A 20,301-nucleotide genomic window follows, 5' to 3' on the forward strand; every position below is an offset into this window, starting at 1 on the left:
TATTATTATTTAATAAATACATAATAATAATTTGAACAATATATTTTATCAGAAGTATAGATTATAACTGCTAGATATGTTAGATCGAAAGGAGAATTTATGCTTAAATTATTATTTGCGAACGCTGCAATGCTTATATCTTTTTTATATTTAGGGAGCCACATACTAAATGATGAATTTATAAAATCAAATTCTAAAGTAAAATTCAAATTATGCTTTGGCATGCTATCTGGTTTATCTGGATGTGTACTTATATTTTATGGAATTAATTTGACTCACAATACAATAATAGATTTTAGAATTATTCCTGTTATAATCACTTCAATTTATGGAGGATTTATATCAACTTTTATAAGTGTATTTATAATAATACTATTTAGACTTACTTTCTTTGGAATAAATTATTCTTCTTTAATTACTTCTGTAAATTTATTTATATTACTAATAATTTTTACTATTATATCAAGATATAAGATAAACTTTTCAAAGAAATATTTTTTGATGACTATAGTTAACATAATATCAACAATAATTTGGATTTCATTAGTTTTAAAAGATATGAATCTTATACTCCCTGTTCTAGGAAACTTTGTTATTTCTATAATAATGGTTTCTACTGTAGTTTATTATGAGTTAAACTACATCTCTAAAACTAATAAAATGTATAAAAAACTCAAATTCGACTCGAGAAAAGATTTTCTTACAGGGCTTAATAATGTAAGAGCATTTAATGGACTATTAGATAAAACAATTAGAAACACCTTACAAAAGAAAGAAAACTTATCAATTCTCATGATAGATATTGATTTTTTTAAACATATTAATGATACCTATGGACACCATTCTGGAGATTTAGTATTAAAACAACTTAGCAAACTTTTAATTGATTCTTGTAGAACTTTCGATATTATCTCAAGAAATGGTGGTGAAGAATTCACTGCAGTTTTACTAGATTGCAATTACAAACATGCAGTTGATATTGCCGAAAAAATAAGAAAAAATGTAGAATGCAATACTTTTAAACTTGACAATAATGCCACAGCAAAAATAACAGTTTCCATTGGAATTAGTTCTTATCCTGATATAACAAAAAATATAAATACTCTCTTAAGCAAAGCTGATAATGCATTATATTTAGCAAAGCGCACAGGAAGAAATAAAGTATGCTAAAATGAAACTGAGATTCAGGTGTAGATTAAATTCACCTGAATCTCAGTTTTATTTAAGTAATAAATCTGCCGTTAGATTTAAAAGCATTATCTATATTCTAAGTATTTTAAAAGCAATATTTGATTTATCAGAAAAAATTGTGTAGTTGAATAAAGTTTTGTTTTATTTTCTCCTACTGAAATTGGATGTGTATAGAATTGAAGGCTAATATCGCTGATGGAAGCTAATTCATTATTTCCAACCTGAGTAATAGAAATAATTTTCACATCTTTTTCCTTTAACTTTTGCGCAAACTCATTCATAAATAAATTGTTTCCGGATAAAGATAATAAGAAAAAAATATCTTTTGAAGATAAAGCATCTAAAATAATGTTAGTTTCTTCCCTTCCCTCTATGACATAGATTAGCTTATTGCCAAAAATCATACTACGCTTTAAATCTTTTGCTGCATTTTTTTGTACTGCTCCAGATCCATAAACATAATTTTTATCTGCCTTCTCAACTAATTCAAATACATCGTAGAAATCTCTTTCTTTCATAATTTCCATGGTCTTCTCAATATCTTTATATGTTTTTCAATTTCTTTATTATCGAATGAATTTTGTTGCTTATCTTCCCATTTGAAATGAATTTTCATTTCACTATGCCCTTGTAATCCTAATTTATGTGTAAAGCGTAAAATAGTTGTATGAGAAACATTACATTTGCTGTCCTATCGAAGTTTTCTACAGCACCTTCATTTAGAACTATAAGTAAGAATCTTTCCCTTGTATTTTCAGCTATTGCACATGCTAAATCTACAATATATGTTGCATGTGCATCCACTTCAAAACCTCTGTCTTTGCTTGTAGCACTTTCAATAATTTTTTTACATATTCCAAATACATGTTTTTCTCTTCCATCCATTACTTCATTTGCACGAGTATATTCTGGATTCGAAGTTTCAACCACATAAAATGGAATTAAAGCACGTTCTAAGAAAATGAACACCCATACACCTAATGCCCCTGCACCTTTTACAAAACCTTGAAAACTATGCATTCCAAGTTGAATTTTAGGCCATATAAATGCCGCAAGAACTGCTACTGGAATCATAACAAAGAATCCAATCATAAATACAAATGTAGATCCGCTAAACGTTTCCAACTATTCTGGTAATTCAGTATCAAAAAAACGGTTATGTAAATAAATTACAAGTCCTGAAATGAGTAATGCACCAATCATTCCCATGTCCAATGTCTTAATATCGGCTATCATGGTGAGACCTCTAGTTCCTACTACTTGAGCAGAGAAATCAACTCCAAAAAATTCGCCCCACTGTGAAATGATAGTACTTAGAAAATAATGAAATGTTAAATATAATACGAATGCCTCCATGCAACATCTTGCATTTTGCATGGAGGCATTCCTATTGGAAGCCATACTACACCTTTATGAAACTTTTCACTTTTTACGTGAATTTTCACACTATTATGTAATACTATTGCCTTTAAATAAAATATAAGTAAAATTAACCTATATTATACTTAATACACCTTAGTTGAATCTTGTGATTTTATTTTACGCATTCTACTTAAGAATACACATATCAATAAGAAAGTTGACTAGTATAATTCATTGTAATTATGTCAACGTTATGTAATTATAATACACGAAAGAGAGGTGAATGACTTTTTGAAGATTATCGTTTAGAAACATTTTCTCCTTATATATCCCAATAAAGTAGAATATATCTAAAAATATCTTTAATATAGTCATATATTTATGTTTAATTTTTTTAAGAAACCATTAACTATAATTGCTCCTATTTCAGGAAGAACTATAGATCTAAGCGAAGTTCCTGATCCAGTATTTGCAGACAAAATGGCAGGTGATGGAATCGCAATTAACTCCACTGGTGATATAGTTGTTGCACCTTGTGATGGTACTATAATCATTAATAATGGATAGTGGACACGCTTTTGCAATAACAACTAGCAATGGAATTGAATCATTAGTTCATGTAGGCTTAGAAACTGTTTCATTAAACGGTGAAGGATTTGAAATCCTAAAGTCTGTTAACACTAAAGTAACTGCTGGCACACCTATTTTAAAAATAGATAGAAAACTCATAGAATCCAAAGGATTATCACTAATAACTCCAGTTATAATAGTAAATCATGATAAATTAAAATCATTAAATCCCATTATTAGCAAACAAGTTTCTGGAGGCAAAGATGTTGTATTAAAATGTAGCTTATAACTTCCAAGTTATGTGTTAACTTACCGAAAGTAAAGATTCCCTTTTGCTTTATTGTATAAAATAATTAAGTCATTCCTTTGTAATATAATAATTCAACAAAACATAAATATCACATAAAGAATGACAATTCACCATTATTATCTAATAAATACAATAAATTTTAAAAAAATTTCTATAGATAAACAATTAATTAGACTTCTAATTAGAATGTGTTTCCATACTAGAAATTACATGCATTTCGTGAAACAATCATTGAATCTGAACTGTGAGAATTCCTAATACAAGGTTATGCGTTTTTTTGCTTGTCCTAATTTTATGTTAGAATTATGCAAAAATTGGCACAACCTTGCACATGAAACCTCTTATTAAAAATTTCATAACCCTATGGAACAAAAGTTTATTCAATTTCGGTTAACTATCCCATAAGTATGATCTATGGTTTGAATACCTCTATTAACTAATTTAGTATTTTAATATATCTAATCCTTCTGCATCATATATATCTACTTCTTTTATTGATCTTAATATTTCTTTCTTCGCAAGATCAACATACCCATGTTTATAATATAATTTCCCAAGATAAAGTAATGCATATTTAGTGTTTACTAAATTCAGCAAATTAACTGCTACTGTTAATCCATCAAATTCATTATTTATAAGCAATATTTCTATAACTTCTAAAATTATATTCATATATTCTTTATCATTTTCATCCTCTGACAACATACTTGTTGATTTTTGGGTTACTAATTTTATTAACTCAGAATATACTCCTAAATACTTTTTATCATAATTAGATAAATTCTTTGCGTTAAAACTATTTACTATAAATAATGCATCTTCATATCTATTTAGTAATACGAAACTTAAAACTTTATACATAGACAAAATTACATAATTTGAGCTTTTTTTATCATTATAATTTATACTAGTACATTCTTTAAAATCTCCAGTTCTTATAAGACATCTTGATTTTAACATGATTGTATTTTCAGTAACATTTACTGATTCTTCATATTCTTTTATATATTCTAATGCTATGTTGTAATATCCAATATAATAAAATAAATCAGCAATAGTTCCATAATGAACCTTTTTGTCTTCTGGAAAAAACTCTTCCATTATTCTTTTCATCTCTTCCAGTGATACATTTTGTGCTTTTAATACATCTGCTATATCATATAAAGGTTCAATATAATCAGGTTTTGATTTCAACGCATCAACATAATAATTATAAGCAGTATAATAATCCCTATATTTCATATAGGCCTTACCTAACTCATAATAAGCTCTATAACTCCATGTTCCAAATATAAATTTAAATTCAGAAGGCGGTTCACCAAGTTCAATACATTTTTTCAATGCCTTTATTTGAAGAGTAGGTCTATCGGTCTCTTTCCAAACAATCGATTCATAAAAATAATAATCTGTACATTTGGGATAATTCGAATTCCCTATACTTATAAATTTTAAAGCTTCATCATATTTTTTTAATATTAAATTAGAGACAATTATTCGTAATATCAATAAGGAACCAAAACCTATATTGGGAGTAAAATTTTCATAGGCTTTATAGTAGCATTCCAACGCTTTATTCGTATCATCTTCTGCCCCATATTCATTTCCTAAATTAAAATAAGCAAATTTATTATTAGGATCTTTTTTAATTTGCTCATTCAAAATAGGTATATTTCTATTTCTTTTATCTTTAGAAATGATTCTTTTATCAAGGTATCCATAATGATATATTTTTACATCATTGCAAACAGCATTATAATCTCCATCTACCCTAATTAATTGATTATGAACTTCCCCTTCATAATGGATACCACGATAATTTTTAAATAACCGTGGATTTAAATTTACAGCAATATTACCATTTTCTATCACACTTCCATAGTAACTTAATGTTTCAAAATGATAAATTGCTTTTTCATCTAATTCCATATCTAGTAATACTTTAAAGGCTTCTCTTCCCTCTAAACTCAACTCATCATCTGCATCTAATATGAATATCCAATCTTTTGTGGCGTATTTTAAAGATTCATTTCTGGCTTCACTAAAATTATTATTCCATTTAAAGTAATAAATCTTCGCACCATAATTTTGGGCAATTTCTACTGTTTTATCTGTAGAACCTGTATCAACTACTATTATTTCATCAACAATATCTTTAATACTTTTGAGACATTTAGGTAAATATTCTTCTTCATCTTTTACAATCATACACAAACTTACTTGATTCTTCATGCAATCCTCCTATCTTATGGAATATATTCTTAATTCCATAGATATTTTTAGTATCTTATAGCAATTCAATATTATCTTTGTTTTGAACATTTTTAGTTGCATTTCTTGTATCAAATATGAATATAGAATTTTCTTGAATAAAACTATAGTTATATTTTTTATGGGCAGTAGTTATAATAACTAAATCTGCATTCCTTAATACTTCCTGTGTCAATTTTATTCCATAATGCTCTTCGCCTTTATACATATAAGATGATATATATGGATCATAAAATCTTACTTCCGAACCTTGTTTTTGAAAATTTTCTATTATCTTAAGCGCTGGACTTTCTCTATAATCGCCTATATCACTTTTATAGGCGATTCCTAATATCAAGATATTTGCCTTATTTAAAGCTTTATTAAATTTATTCAATATAGTAGCAGACCTTTGCACTATATATTGAGGCATAAAATTATTGATTTCTCCTGAGGTTTCTATAAGTCTTGTGTGATAATCGTATTCTCGAGCTTTCCATGTTAAATAATATGGGTCCAATGGTATACAGTGCCCGCCAAGCCCGGGACCTGGATAAAATGCTTGAAACCCATAAGGCTTAGTTTTTGCTGCTTCTATAACCTCCCAAATATTTATATTCATCTTATTACATATAACTGCCATTTCATTAATTAATCCAATATTTACATTTCTATAAGTATTTTCAAGAATTTTTTCCATTTCAGCTACTTTTGGCGTAGATACTTCAAAAATTTCGCTGTTTAAAACTTTTCTATATAATGCTGCTGCTATTTTCGTGCTATCTCTCCCTACTCCTCCGACTACCTTTGCTGTATTAGCAGTATTATATATTGAATTTCCCGGGTCCACCCTTTCAGGTGAAAACGCTAAGTAAAAATCTTTTTCACACTTTAAACCAGACATTTTCTCTAATGTAGGTAATACTAATTCTTCAGTAGTTCCTGGGTAGGTTGTACTTTCTAGAATTACGAGCATCCCTTCATGCAAGTACTTTCCAACTGATTCTGTAGATTCTTTAACATAGCTTATGTCAGGTTGTTGATATTTATCTAATGGAGTAGGAACACAAATTAATATTACATCTGTGTCTTTCAAAAACTTAATTTCATTACTCGCTTTTAATCTTCTATTTTTAATTACAAACTTTAATTCTTCAGTCATAACATCGCTAATATAATTTTCACCATTATTAATCATATTAACTTTCTTCTCTTGAATATCAAATCCCAATACTTTATATCCACTTTTTGCAAATTCAACCGCTAAAGGCAGACCTACATATCCCAACCCAACAATACCTATAGTTGCTGTTTTATTATTAATCTTATAACTCAAGTTATCCTTATTTAACATTAAATTCTCCCCTGGTTAGTCAATTTTTTTCAGTTAAGGCAAATGCATCTATTATTTATTTGAATGTGCCTAAGTTCAATAATATAATATGTTTTTCTTATTAATTAGTTCTTTGATTTTGCAGTATATTTAAAAAATAAGAATGGGATAACATATACTAAAGAAAAGTATATGTTATCCCATTCTTATTCTTTATTATTATTTAACTGTTATTATATAGTTTAGCTGGATTTCCAGCAACCACAACATTGCTATCTAGATTTTTGACTACTACTACATCATTTATCTTGAACGTTAACTCTATAACTACACATAAAGCATAAATATACAATTCATCTTATACTCTTAATAAATTTAATAAATTTGCTATGTTCTATTGCAAAATTTCCTGAAACAGCGCTTCCATCTGCTATATTGGTAGTAACAACAGCTCCTATTTTAATACTCACATTATTACCTACAATAAGTCCATTTGATATAGTTACACTTACACCAATCCAACAATCATTTCCAATGATTGAACTCCCACCAATTAATGCATTAGCTGCGATTAAGCATCTTTTACCAATCTTTGCTCCATGTCCTACATGTACTAAATTATCAATTTTTGTTTCTTCTCCAATTACAGTATTATCCCATGGAAACATTGCTTTATCAATACAGGTATTGTATTGCACCTCAACATTCCTACCTATTTCTACACCGCCACAATGCTCAATAAAAAAAATTCTTCCTTCTTTATTAAACTGAAATCCTTCACCTCCGAGTATAACTCCAGATCTAATCACTGAATTATCCAATATTTTAACGTTCTCTCTAATAATAACATTTTCCTCTATAGTTACACCATTACCAATAATTACATTTTTTCTGCTTATACCTTTCCTATCACGTATTATACAATTATCTCCTATAATAGTTTCAAACTCTTCTTTATTATATAAGTTAAGATCTCTGCATAAACAATTATGGATTAAGTAAAAACTTAAACGTGGATTCTCTGATAAACAAATCCCATATTTATTAGGAAGTATTTTAGCTATTTTAGCATCACATATTATACAAGTTACAGATTCTGATAATGTGTGTATATATTTTTCATCATTAATAAATGTTAAAATCCTACTTCTCGTCTTAGAGTTTGAATAATCAAGATTATCAAATTCTCCATCATTATAAATACTAATATTCTCTATCTTATTAACTAATTCAGATAATTTCATTTTTCACCTTCCTCCTACTTATAAAAATTCTTGACACAATTTATTTCTAATATGTTTTTTACTATTTTTATACATGATTTCTCCAACTTTAAGTCCAGCGCAATGTAAATCAATTATTGGTTTAGGTCCTAAATATGCTAATGTTTTGCCCATTCTATAATTTCCAACTTTATAATCTGGATAAAAATTTATACAGTTTTCTTTTAAATCGTCAATATCCACTATCCCAGAATACTGTATCACTGTTATAAAACTTGACAATGATTTCAATTTCTTTGATGTTATTTCTGAATTATTCATGCCTATAAAACATTTTTCTGAAGTATAATCTGCTACAATTAAAGCATCTGTATTTATTAATAAATCATGGTTTTCTTCTAATAAATTTTTTATCACAACTACATCTGATGACAATTTTGATAATGTGGTGTATATAATCTGTCCAAAATTATCATTACTTACAATTACAATCTTACTTTTATAAATCTCTATGCCCACATCAAATAACATCTTCACTGCAAGTGGACCACTAAATTTGAATGTATCTAATCCTGGATAATTTTCATTTGTTCCCATTACATTAATAGCTTTTTGTTTGCAATACTCTATATCTATATCCTCATTTCTTAATTCCCATGTTTCACACATATATGGAATCACTGCATTTTCTTTCATCATATCTATTGTTTCTTTATCAATAGGTCTTACAAAACCTAAATTAGTTACTATATCAGCTTGATTGATATTCCTCTTATCAAATACTATCTCTATTTTATCTACAACATCACAAAGTTCAGCAAATAGCATTGTTTTCTTTTTCACCTCATCCTTAGATGCATACTTTGAGTCTTTAGTTATTGCATACACTTTTTTAGCCCCAGCCATTGCTGCTATTATAGGCGTATATATAAACTCCCCACATGCAGCCTCAGTAAAAACTATAAGTCCACTTAAATCCAATTTAGTAAATTTTATCGCTTTGCATATTAGATTAATACTTCTCTTTGGATTTATCATTCCATTTTCTTTGAAATACATTATTATATTATTATTCATTTAATATTTTCTCCAATTCTGATACAATATAAATTATCTCTTTCGACAAAATATTGTTATGCAAAGGTAATGCTATTCCATGCTTATGAGCATATACAGAATTGTAAAATTGACAATTTTCATACCCATATTTCTCTTTATAGTAAGGCTCTTCATGTACAGCATAAGCACCAAAATTAGTTTCTATTCCTTTATCTTTTAACTCTATAATTAATTTATCTCTATCAATTCTTTTATCTAAAAGTATATGATATGTCTGCCAAACATATTTTTCATAACTTTTTTCTTCTGGTAATGTTATAAACTTCACATTTTTAAGCAAATTATTATACTTATTTGCTAATTCAATTCTTCTCTCATTTATTAATTCTAATTTTTTCATTTGTACTGTTCCAATAGCTCCTTGGATATTTGTCATTCTATAATTTAAACCTGCCTCTACAAAGCTTATTTTCCCGTTTTTATAGTTCAGTCCATGATTTCTGAGTATTCTAATGTTTTCTGCTAATTTAGAATTATTTGTAACTACGATTCCACCTTCACCCGTTGTTATAGCTTTTCTTGGATGAAGACTAAAACAACCAATATCTCCAATCGTTCCGACCTTTTTCCCTTTATATTCCGCTCCAAGTGCACACGCAGCATCTTCTATGATTTTTAAATTGTATTTTTTAGCTATGGTCACTATTTTATCCATATCTGCTGACTGTCCAAATTCATGAACAGGTATTATTGCTTTTGTTTTATCAGTAATTGCATTCTCTATTTTATCTGTATCTATACATAGACTATCTAGTTTAATATCTACAAACTTAGTTATAGCACCTACAATTTCTACTACATTAGCTGTTGCTGGAAAAGTAAAATCAGGTACTATAACTTCATCATCTGCCTTTATTCCAATAGCAAGCAAAGCTAAATGCAATGCAGCAGTTCCACTGCTAACAGCAAAACAATATTTAGCATTTAAATATTCTTTTAATTGATTTTCAAATTCTTCTACTTTATCTCCTTGCACCAAATATTTTGAATCAAAAACTTTTTTTATTTCATCCAATTCTTCCTGCCCTATATCTGGAGAAGCGAGTTTAATCATTTAGAACACCTCTATACCACTTAATTGTTCTTTCTAACCCCTCATCTAAATCATACTTAGGTACAAATTTCAAAATCTCTTTAGCTTTTTCTATGCTTGGACTTCTAAGTTCTATATCCACATAATTCTTTGGTATATAAACAATTTCAGATTTAGACTTTGCTATTCTCTTTATTAATTTTGCAAGCATAGCTATAGTAATAGTTCCTCTTGGATTTCCAATATTAAACGCTTGTCCTATTGCTTTCTCATTATCTAAGCATAACATTACTCCTGTTATAAAATCGTCAATATAGCACCAAGATCGTATTTGATTTCCTTCGCCATGAATTTGTATCTGTTCATTTTTGATGGCTCTTACAACAAATTGATGAATCGCGCCTTCACCAACCTGACCATCTCCATATATATTAAAAGGCCTTATTGTTACGATTGGAAGTCCATACTCCTTATAAAAACTATAAGCTAAATGTTCCCCTGCAAGTTTTGAGACTGAGTAAGTCCATCTTGCTTCCCCTACAGGAGCTAAATTTGTTGTATGAGCTTCATCAACTTTATATGCATAAGATCCAAATATCTCCGAAGTTGAAAAATCTATAAATATTTCTATTTTTTGATTTTTTAATGATTCAAGAATATTATAAGTTCCAATCATATTGACCTTCATAGTACTCACTGGATTTTTTATAACAGTATCTATTCCTGCAATCGCAGCTAAATGGATTACTATATTAGGTTTAAATTCATCTATGACATGCTTTAAAAAATTAAAATTTAAAATATCTCCTTTAACTAATTTTATATTATCTTTATTTAATAATTTTGTATTTTTAATCGAGTTTCTCTTTAAATTATCATATATTAATAATTCATTATTACTGCTAAGCTTTTCGCACAACTTTGTGCCTATAAAGCCTGCACCACCTGTTAGAAATATTTTTTTACTTTTTATCATTTATTATTTCTCCCATTATTATTTGCTATATTATCTATATATTTTTCAAACTCTTTTACAAAATACTCAAATTTCAAATTATTGCTTTCTATTTTTCTATTCATTTTCACAGTATTTCTAAAGCTTTTATCTTGAATTAATTTTTTAGAATAACTTAATAATTTATCAAAATCACCTGTTTTAGGGAAAATAGTTTTTGCATTATTATATAAATATGCTGGAGCCATATAGCTAGCATTCATTACATCAAATGCTTCATCATTTTCTTCTTTATAAAAAGTAATAATAGGCAATTCTGCATAATAAGCTTCTTCTAAAGAGTATCCTCCACCAGGATATGAATTCAAATAAAAATCGCAACTTTTTAGATATGATGATGCTTCTAAATTAAATCCTGCAAAAATCACATTGCATTCCTGGATTAATTTACTTGGAACATATTCTTCAAACTCGCTATAATCGCCTCCAAATACAACAAGGCATATGTCATCTATTTCATTAATAAGCTTAATTACAAAATTCCAAAATTCATTGTTTTTATACTTTATAGACCTTCCAATTGAAATTACTACTTTTTTCTTCCTATCAATATTAAATAAAGTTCTTATATTAAGATTTTTATCCACTAACTCAGTATTTATTGGTGAAATTAATTCAAATATATTTTCACAGCAATTATCTTTTTTAATATACGTGTAACAAAAATCTAATTTCTTATCAAAATAATCTTCCGGCTGTTGAAATTGAATTTTTCCAATAATTTTACAAACCTTTTTTAATAATGGGTATAACAATATTCCTATCGGTGCAAAATATAAACTTTGATATACTACATAATCAAAATTTTCTTCACTTATATAGGTGTAGAATTCTTTAATTTTATCCTCAATAGAATTGCTAATTGGTACAAGTAAATTTACATTTAAATTATTAAAATATTCTATACTTTCTTTACTGTTATTAAATTCATTCTTATTTAAAAGACTCAATACTGAATATCTATCTTTAGCATTCTCAGAACTTTCTAAATAATTTATAAAGAATTGTGTTACACTCTGATGTATATCCAAACCATTTAATATAAATAAAATCTTTCTCTTATTTTCTTTTAAACTCATTTTTTTATTATTAAAATAAGTCAAATAATTCTCATCTAAAATTCTTTCCCCGATTTTATCCATTTCCTCGTATACATTTTGTTGCATATATTTAAATCTTGAATAACTAGTAAATCTCCTATACATATTTCCATAATAATAATTGAATTTGAATGTTAATTCATATTTACTTCTTATAAACCACTCACTTAAATATTTCATATAGCTTTCTTCATCATTGATGCTTAATAAATAATCAAATAATGCTTCTGTATTAGTCATGTCATCTGAATTTACCATAAATTTTGTTTTCATTAAATCAACTTGGTCACTACTTTTCCTTAAATGATCTGGATTTATATAATTCAAATTTTCTTTAGATCCTTTTTCGGACGAACTAATCAATAGATCTTTAATTTTTATTAATTGATCATTTAATGAATATCTTTCTTTAATAAATGCCCTATATACTTTTGAAGTATAATTTTTATCAGAAATCATTTCGACAGCTTCAGTTATCGTATTCCATACATATTGAGATGGATATATTACTCTAGCCCCTACAAAATTATGTATTATTGGTTTTATTCCTTTGCACATGGCCTGCATTACGCTTATATTTTGTGATTCAAGAACACTTGTACATAAAATACAATTTTTATCTTCAAGCCATTTATCTAAATCATTCTGCCAACCTTCATATATAACATTATTCTCTAATCCTAATTCTCTAACCATTTGATTATAGTAAAGTACATCTCTATTATCTTGAAAAACTCCTGCAATATATAATTTATATCTGTTATCCTCATCATAAATAGCCTTAAATGTATGCAATAAAAGCATAGGACCTTTCTTATAATTAATATATCCTACATAAGCTATATTAAATCCATTTTCTCGCTCTTTATATGTCCATTTTTTTTCATCTATTCCATTTGGGATAACACTAATTATTTTTTCATCTATGTTAAAATTTTGAACAATGAAATCTTTTATATGTGCTCCTACTACTATTAGCTTGTCTATACTGTTCCAAGTCACATTATTAATATAATCTGTAAAGGCTTCATAACTATGAAGCCTACATATAACTTTCTTTTCTCTAGCTAACTCTAATTTACTTCCATATGCTATTAATTCATCACACCATTCAAACCAGCAAATATCTGCCCATTGCATACCATCTTCAATTTGCTTATATTCTGTTACTATAATTTTTTTTATCTCATATTCTTGTGACAGACCCTCAATAATATCGCCTAAAAAACTATCTAATCCTAGCCTTACAAAAAACGCCAATTTCATCTTATCTTTTACGACACATGAAATATCTTCTTTTAAATTTTCAGTATCATTAATTAATTCATCCTTTGATTGCATTACAATATTAACCAAGTTGTCTTTCATTAAACCACTCCAAAATTCTGATTATAATATTCTACTCTCTGCTGATTTAAATTATGATTTATTATTTCTTATTATTGACTTTTTTTGAATCTTACTTCTAAATGAATTTAATGTTAGCGTATTCAAAAAAATAATAGTCAATTTATCTGATGAAAAATATCCATGACAAACTGGACTTGTTATTTATTTTTACGTGCCTTAACTTAATACAAATTGATCAATAGAATTCTTTTAATCATAAATTTAAGATAATTTACTTCCCCCACTAAATTATGTATTGCTGTATCACAATTAAAAAACAATAATATAATATACTATAAATATACAAAAAATCTAAGGAATCAATTAAAGGAGATGTTATTTAATGGCAAGTTTTGATACGCCTCAAAACAGCACTATTCAAACAATTTATGCTACAGGAACTATCCCTGCACACAATGATGCAGGTTTTATTGAAATACAAGCCGTTGCTTCTCGTAATGGTGGTCATGAAACTTTTTATAAAACATTTCAAGTTGCTGCTAGCGCTACAAGAGCTACTGCTGAAGTATGGGCTGGGGCTGGTAACTATCAGATAATTATTACTCCTAAATTATTTGGTACCCAATCAGTTAGTTCGACAACCGTTATAAATAGCTTCAAACATTAATAAGAACCATAATATAAATTTCATGGAGTCTAATATCCGACTCCATGTTTTTAATATGCCTATATAATTTTTATAAAAAATCTGCTTCGCAAGGTGTGAGTTTAACATACTTCTAAAAGTCATCCACGTATTTGACTGTATTATAATTTTCTCTAAAGAATTAAATAATCTTGACTGATGAACTTATTATTTTTTCATTGTGTTAAATATAACATACAGTATATCTTAATCTTCTAATTATCTTTGAAAATAATTCCACATAAAGTACTCAGCTATTTGTATAAAATTTGAATAGTATGTTTATTCACTCCTTTTTATAGATCTCATATACTATATTAAAGTGGAACCTGTTTTTAAGTAATGTGAAGTAATACTATAATATTGCAATAGTATCGGAGAAATGGAGGTTAATAATGAATAGTATTACAATTCCAGCTATTAAAAGCCTAAGCATTACAAATAAATATTCTGATAAAAGTCTAAATGAAGATAAAATAATAGTAGGCGCTGATGGTAACTATAACTACTACAGTTATTTGTTTTGGGATATCTCATCAATACCTACTAATGCTACAGTTCATAATGCAAAGCTTACGCTTTTCAAAACTGATAATTTTTATTATGATACTAGTAAAAAATTCTCCATAAGTCCGCTCTATGAATACTTCAGTACTTATACAACTTATAATAATTCTCCTAATTATGATCATTATACTGTAATAAACTTTTATCCATTGACAGATAATATATCAGTAACAATAGATATTACAACAATAGTTTCGTCATGGGTAAAAAATAGTTTGAAAAATAAAGGTATAATACTATATGGAAGAAATAAAGATATACTCACAAGCTTCGGATCTGTAAAAAGTTCAGACAACTATCTTATGCCATTTATAATAGTAAATTATGATCCATATTCCCCCAATAAATGTTTGAAAAAGGAATGTACTAATAAATATTCTAAGGATTGTTGTAAAAAAAAATATAACGATGAATACTTCAAAGATGATTGTTGTGAGAAATATATAAAAATATGCAAAGAAGAACTTGAATCGATTTTATTTAAAGTTTGTAAAGAAGCTTGCGGAGGTAATTGCAATCCATTCCCCTCAAATACCTCCATTACTAGAACGGTACGAGTGACAGGAACTGTAGCTCCAACATCAGTTTATTATATAGTTGTAGATTTACAAGTAACTCGCGCTTCTAGTGGACAAGTAAATCATTATTATGTATCAGATGAGTATGATAATTCCTTAAATAATACTCCTCTTCCTATAGATAAAACGTATAATATTGCTGTAAGCCCTCCTATTCAATCTGGTGATGCAGAAGATGTGATTTTATATGGTTCCTATAAAGGCTTTTAGTTCCTAGAATTTATATAATAATAATGAGGGCTTTTAAAGCACATAAAAAAAATAATCATGACATTTTGGACTTGTTATTTTCTTTAATCTGCCTAAGCTCTCATTATTTTTACATATTTACTTGTAATATAAATCTGTTAATACATAGTTTTTAGTCCTCACTTTTTCCTACACCAGATAAGATTAATCCCTTATTATGTTCTAGTGCCCAGCTTATACCCCAGTCATTTTGGAATATAAGAAGATTTCTATCCTTAAAATCTTTAACCTTCTTAGTATCAGAAGTTAAGTTCAATGAATCCATGTTAACATCTTTATTTTCAATCCATCTTACATATCTGTAATCTAATCTATCCATTTTAACATCAACATTATATTCGCTATTTAATCTGTATTCTAATACTTCAAATTGAAGCACACCAACAACTCCAACTATTATTTCTTCCATACCAATGTGAATTTCCTTAAATACTTGAATTGCTCCTTCTTGGGCGATTTGAGAAACACCTTTTATAAATTGCTTTCTCTTCATAGTATCTACTGGCCTTACTCTTGCAAAATGTTCTGGTGCAAAAGTTGGAATTCCTTCAAATTTAAATTTCTTTGATGGTGCACATAGTGTATCTCCAATTGAAAATATACCTGGATCAAATACACCGATTATATCTCCTGCATAAGCTTCTTCAACAATTTCTCTATCTTGAGCCATAAATTGTTGTGGTTGAGCTAATTTAATCTTCTTTCCACCTTGCATGTGGTATACATCTTCACCTTTATTAAATTTACCTGAACAAATTCTCATAAATGCGATTCTATCTCTATGAGCCTTATTCATATTTGCTTGAATTTTAAATACAAAAGCAGAGAACTTATCATCAAATGGATCAATAGTTCCACCACTTGAATTTCTAGCAAGTGGTGATGTAGTCATTTCTAAGAAATGTTCCAAGAATGGTTCCACACCAAAGTTAGTTAATGCTGATCCAAAAAATACTGGTGTTAATTCTCCACGACGTACAACATCTAAATCTAATTCATCTCCAGCAATATCTAAAAGCTCAATATCTTCCATTAATTTATCATGAAGAGCATCTCCCAATATTTCTCTAAACTTAGGATCATCTGGTGAACCTTCTATTGCTTCAACTTCATTTTGACCGTGATTTCCACCATTGAAAGCTATAATCCTGTTATTGTCTCTTTCGTATACTCCTTTGAATTCCTTACCAGAACCAATTGGCCAATTCATTGGATAAGTTTTAATTCCAAGTTCATTTTCAATATCGTCTAATAATTGGAATGGATCTTTAGCTTCTCTATCCATCTTATTTATAAATGTAAAGATTGGCATTTCTCTTAAAGAAGCAACGTGGAATAACTTTCTTGTTTGATCTTCTATACCCTTAGCAGCATCTACAACCATAACTGCTGAGTCTGCAGCCATAAGAGTTCTATATGTATCTTCTGAGAAATCTTGGTGACCTGGGGTATCTAATATGTTAATACAGTGATTATTATAGTTAAATTGCATAACTGAAGAAGTAACTGAGATACCTCTTTGCTTTTCGATTTCCATCCAGTCAGAAACTGCATGCTTAGATGCCTTTCTGGCTTTAACAGAACCTGCAAGTCTAATAGCTCCTCCATATAATAAAAACTTTTCTGTAAGTGTAGTTTTACCTGCATCAGGGTGAGATATAATTGCAAAGGTTCTTCTTTTCTCTATTTCTTTTATATAATCAGCCAACGCTAAATCCTCCTAAATTTATAATCAATTAATTCATAAAATTTCTACGGAAATTATTAAAAGTACTTTATCTACATCGGACAAGTCCTCCTAAATTTTATATATCATTATTTTTAAGTGACAAACCCCATATGGTTTTATTTAAAATTTATAACTTCATTTATATGTACTTATACGACTTCATTATTAACTAAATTATTATATCATATGAAATATATTATGTACACTTTATGCAGTATATTTACTTGAGCCTGTCCTTTATTAATGCCAGATAAACTAATCTGTTAAATAAGATTAATTATAAAAACAAAAAGTAAATAGTAACAAAAATTTAATTATTTGTTTAGATTAAATTTATATTTTCATAACATTTTTGTCACTTTTTTACTATATAATGATTTAATGGAACATAAACTAAATCATATTATATTAGTTTCTGTTAGTTTCAAAACTTTTAGATGAAATTATAAGTTTTGTTAACAAATTTTATTTTTATATTAAATTTTTAATTATTAGGGAGGAAAAATTATGTTTAAAAGAGCAAACAAAATTACATCTTTATTAGTAGCAGCAGCTTCAGTTATGTCTTTAGTACCTGCGTATGCTGCGGATGTAAAAAAAATTGATTCAGATGATGGTACTGTATACAATGCAGTAGCTTACAAAGATGGTAAATTCTTTGTTGATGGAGAAATTAACGATGACGAAGAAGCCTACTATGTATCTGATGGAAAATTTAACAAACTAGAAGATATTGATTCAGGAGATGACGCTGATCTATTCGGAGAAAAATATCTTGATATAAATGATGGTGATTACACTGTTGATTTAGATAAAGGTAGTATAACTGATGATGATACTAAGGGCGATACTGCTGATGACGCTTCAGCAGATCTAAGAAAGAAAATTAAAGATGACACTGATGACAGATATGATGAAGATTTTGCTGATAATATAATAGATGAAAATAAAGATGATACTGAAGATTTAACTAAATTAAATATAATTCCAGGTGCTAAATATAAAACTCCATGGTATTATACACAATATAAAGCAGCAGATAAAGCTGTGAATGATAATGTTAATGGACTAAAGGAAATAACTGATCAAAATAAACGAGTTTTCAATGTTTATACTGACACAAAAGGTGGCTACATTGATGCTGACTATAACTTAGGAAAAGTTAAGGTTACAACCACTGCTGATGGTGCATCAACTAAAACAGAAACAATAGAAAATACTAATGATAAATACGATGCTGCTGGTAAGGATGATGCACTAACTGCAAGTGTTTCCCAAGATAAAATATTGACACAAGATGATGATTATATTTATAGACTTGCGACTATAAAAGTAAATGTAACTACTGATGCTGGTGCTAAAGTTAGAATAAGTGAAATAAATGGTGTTGAACTTAACCCAAAAAACGCAAATGACAAACCACAAATATTTAAAGTTGAAAATGATGGAGGAACTGTATCATTCAAGGCTATTCAAAAGATATCCAAAGCTCAAGACTCCGATGATGTTGATGGAGCTAAATATGCAAAAACTGTAACTACTTATGCACTTTCTGATGAAGATGGTAAAAACCTAGATGCTAAAGACTTATTCCTAAATACTGATGGCACTATCAATGAAGATACTAAATTTACTGTAGCTAACGGAAAACTTATAGCCTACAATACAGAAATGAATGAGTATAAAAAAGTTGTTGTCAGAGCATATTCATTAAAAACAAAAGGTGGATACTACTATGCCGACGAAGAAGATGAAAGTAAAGAAGATTGTGAAGTAAGTTCTCAAGATGATAAGACATCAGCTGTTCAAACAGACGTTGATGGAAACCTATGGAGATTAGATGGTGGATATATCTATAAATTTGATAATACAGATGATTGGGACAAAGTTTACAAAGTCGATGGATCTTTTGATGAGCTTTCAGTCTATGATAAAGACAATATAGCTGCTTGGAGTGAAGATGATGATGTTTATTCATTAATAGGAGGAAAATCTTCTGATGATAATAACACTAATCCTCCAACTACAACTGCAGGATGGGTACAAGCTGCTGATGGAACTTGGACTTATAATAAAGAAGATGGAACTAAGGCTACTGGCTGGTTAAACTTAAATGGAGTTTGGTATTATTTAAACACTGATGGTGTTATGGCTACTGGTTGGTTAAACTTAAATGGAGTTTGGTATTACTTAAATCCATCAGGAGCTATGGCTACTAGCTGGTTAAACTTAAATGGAACTTGGTACTATTTAAATTCATCAGGAGCTATGGCTACTGGTTGGTTAAATGATAATGGAACTTGGTATTATTTAAATTCATCAGGGGCTATGTTATATAACACAACTGTTGATGGTTATGTATTAGGCTCTAATGGAGCTTGGATTAGATAGTTTTAATCTAATTATTCCTTTATAAAAGGACAAGGTTTTCTATACTGTCGTTTATATACATCCTTATCTAAACGATGGTATAGCTTACCTTGTTATTTTTTATGCTATAAACAATAACATTTCTATATCTAAATTGATCCCTAACTGCATATATTTCATACTTCTCTAATTTTTCTATTCCTATATAACACTATTTTCACCTTAAATTCTTTATTGATCTCAGAACTTCATAACCTATTCTATATTTCT

The 20,301-nt window shown here is 28.2% G+C and carries 15 protein-coding genes and 2 pseudogenes; 5 read left to right on the top strand and 12 right to left on the bottom strand.

Going from position 1 to position 20,301, the window contains the following annotated elements; translation table 11 throughout:
- The first annotated feature begins 99 nt into the window (after positions 1 to 99).
- Positions 100 to 1,170 carry a diguanylate cyclase gene (locus L1S46_RS00295; RefSeq protein ID WP_077829668.1) on the top strand — a complete coding sequence of 357 codons (1,071 nt, stop codon included), beginning with the start codon at positions 100 to 102 and terminating at the stop codon, positions 1,168 to 1,170.
- An 86-nt stretch (positions 1,171 to 1,256) separates the two neighbouring features.
- Here the strand turns inward: L1S46_RS00295 and L1S46_RS00300 are convergent, their stop codons facing one another.
- The 3 genes and pseudogenes from L1S46_RS00300 to L1S46_RS00310 all read right to left on the bottom strand — a co-directional run.
- A complete protein-coding gene (locus tag L1S46_RS00300) occupies positions 1,257 to 1,709 on the bottom strand; it encodes an SIS domain-containing protein (protein ID WP_238898765.1) in 453 nt (150 codons plus the stop codon).
- Entirely contained in the window at positions 1,706 to 1,852 is a 147-nt protein-coding gene (locus tag L1S46_RS00305; protein ID WP_238898930.1) for a hypothetical protein, read from the bottom strand. The genes L1S46_RS00300 and L1S46_RS00305 overlap by 4 nt, the downstream gene beginning before the upstream one ends.
- 26 nt (positions 1,853 to 1,878) lie before the next feature.
- Positions 1,879 to 2,559, bottom strand: a pseudogene (locus tag L1S46_RS00310) (PTS transporter subunit EIIC); the annotation flags it as partial.
- A gap of 375 nt (positions 2,560 to 2,934) precedes the next feature.
- Between L1S46_RS00310 and L1S46_RS00315 the strand changes: the two are divergent.
- A pseudogene (locus L1S46_RS00315) lies at positions 2,935 to 3,412 on the top strand (PTS glucose transporter subunit IIA).
- Positions 3,413 to 3,874: 462 nt separating this feature from the next.
- Here the strand turns inward: L1S46_RS00315 and L1S46_RS00320 are convergent.
- From L1S46_RS00320 to L1S46_RS00350, 8 genes are all read right to left on the bottom strand, one after another.
- On the bottom strand, positions 3,875 to 5,662 hold the full coding sequence (locus tag L1S46_RS00320; RefSeq protein WP_238898766.1) for a glycosyltransferase: 1,788 nt from the start codon (positions 5,660 to 5,662) through the stop codon (positions 3,875 to 3,877).
- Between the two features lie 55 nt (positions 5,663 to 5,717).
- Positions 5,718 to 7,034, bottom strand: a complete 1,317-nt coding sequence (locus tag L1S46_RS00325) for a nucleotide sugar dehydrogenase (protein ID WP_238898767.1) — start codon at positions 7,032 to 7,034, stop codon at positions 5,718 to 5,720.
- 202 nt (positions 7,035 to 7,236) lie between these two features.
- Positions 7,237 to 7,365: a hypothetical protein gene (locus L1S46_RS26230; protein WP_275298941.1), complete on the bottom strand. Its 129-nt coding sequence runs from the start codon at positions 7,363 to 7,365 to the stop codon at positions 7,237 to 7,239.
- A gap of 1 nt (position 7,366) precedes the next feature.
- Entirely contained in the window at positions 7,367 to 8,257 is an 891-nt protein-coding gene (locus tag L1S46_RS00330; protein WP_238898768.1) for a UDP-3-O-(3-hydroxymyristoyl)glucosamine N-acyltransferase, read from the bottom strand.
- Positions 8,258 to 8,275: 18 nt separating this feature from the next.
- A complete protein-coding gene (locus L1S46_RS00335; protein WP_077829663.1) occupies positions 8,276 to 9,313 on the bottom strand; it encodes a hypothetical protein in 1,038 nt (345 codons plus the stop codon).
- Positions 9,306 to 10,409 carry a DegT/DnrJ/EryC1/StrS family aminotransferase gene (locus L1S46_RS00340; RefSeq protein ID WP_238898770.1) on the bottom strand — a complete coding sequence of 368 codons (1,104 nt, stop codon included), beginning with the start codon at positions 10,407 to 10,409 and terminating at the stop codon, positions 9,306 to 9,308. Before L1S46_RS00340 ends, L1S46_RS00335 begins: the two co-directional genes overlap by 8 nt.
- The gene (locus L1S46_RS00345) at positions 10,402 to 11,364 is read right to left on the bottom strand and encodes an NAD-dependent epimerase/dehydratase family protein (protein WP_238898772.1); all 963 of its coding nucleotides are present in this window, start codon (positions 11,362 to 11,364) and stop codon (positions 10,402 to 10,404) included. The genes L1S46_RS00340 and L1S46_RS00345 overlap by 8 nt, the downstream gene beginning before the upstream one ends.
- The gene (locus tag L1S46_RS00350) at positions 11,361 to 13,871 is read right to left on the bottom strand and encodes a glycosyltransferase (protein WP_238898774.1); all 2,511 of its coding nucleotides are present in this window, start codon (positions 13,869 to 13,871) and stop codon (positions 11,361 to 11,363) included. Before L1S46_RS00350 ends, L1S46_RS00345 begins: the two co-directional genes overlap by 4 nt.
- 364 nt (positions 13,872 to 14,235) lie before the next feature.
- On the opposite strand from L1S46_RS00350, the gene L1S46_RS00355 reads away from it, so the two are divergent.
- Entirely contained in the window at positions 14,236 to 14,520 is a 285-nt protein-coding gene (locus L1S46_RS00355) for a hypothetical protein (RefSeq protein ID WP_012060868.1), read from the top strand.
- A 413-nt stretch (positions 14,521 to 14,933) separates the two neighbouring features.
- A complete protein-coding gene (locus tag L1S46_RS00360) occupies positions 14,934 to 15,893 on the top strand; it encodes a DNRLRE domain-containing protein (RefSeq protein WP_077829659.1) in 960 nt (319 codons plus the stop codon).
- 151 nt (positions 15,894 to 16,044) lie between these two features.
- On the opposite strand, the gene L1S46_RS00365 is transcribed toward L1S46_RS00360, so the two are convergent.
- Positions 16,045 to 17,640: a peptide chain release factor 3 gene (locus tag L1S46_RS00365; RefSeq protein WP_012060870.1), complete on the bottom strand. Its 1,596-nt coding sequence runs from the start codon at positions 17,638 to 17,640 to the stop codon at positions 16,045 to 16,047.
- Between the two features lie 528 nt (positions 17,641 to 18,168).
- Here L1S46_RS00365 and L1S46_RS00370 point away from each other — a divergent pair.
- Positions 18,169 to 20,052 carry an N-acetylmuramoyl-L-alanine amidase family protein gene (locus L1S46_RS00370; RefSeq protein WP_012060871.1) on the top strand — a complete coding sequence of 628 codons (1,884 nt, stop codon included), beginning with the start codon at positions 18,169 to 18,171 and terminating at the stop codon, positions 20,050 to 20,052.
- Positions 20,053 to 20,301: the final 249 nt, after the last annotated feature.

The organism is Clostridium sp. YIM B02500 (assembly GCF_022324665.1).
Classification (GTDB): domain Bacteria; phylum Bacillota; class Clostridia; order Clostridiales; family Clostridiaceae; genus Clostridium; species Clostridium beijerinckii.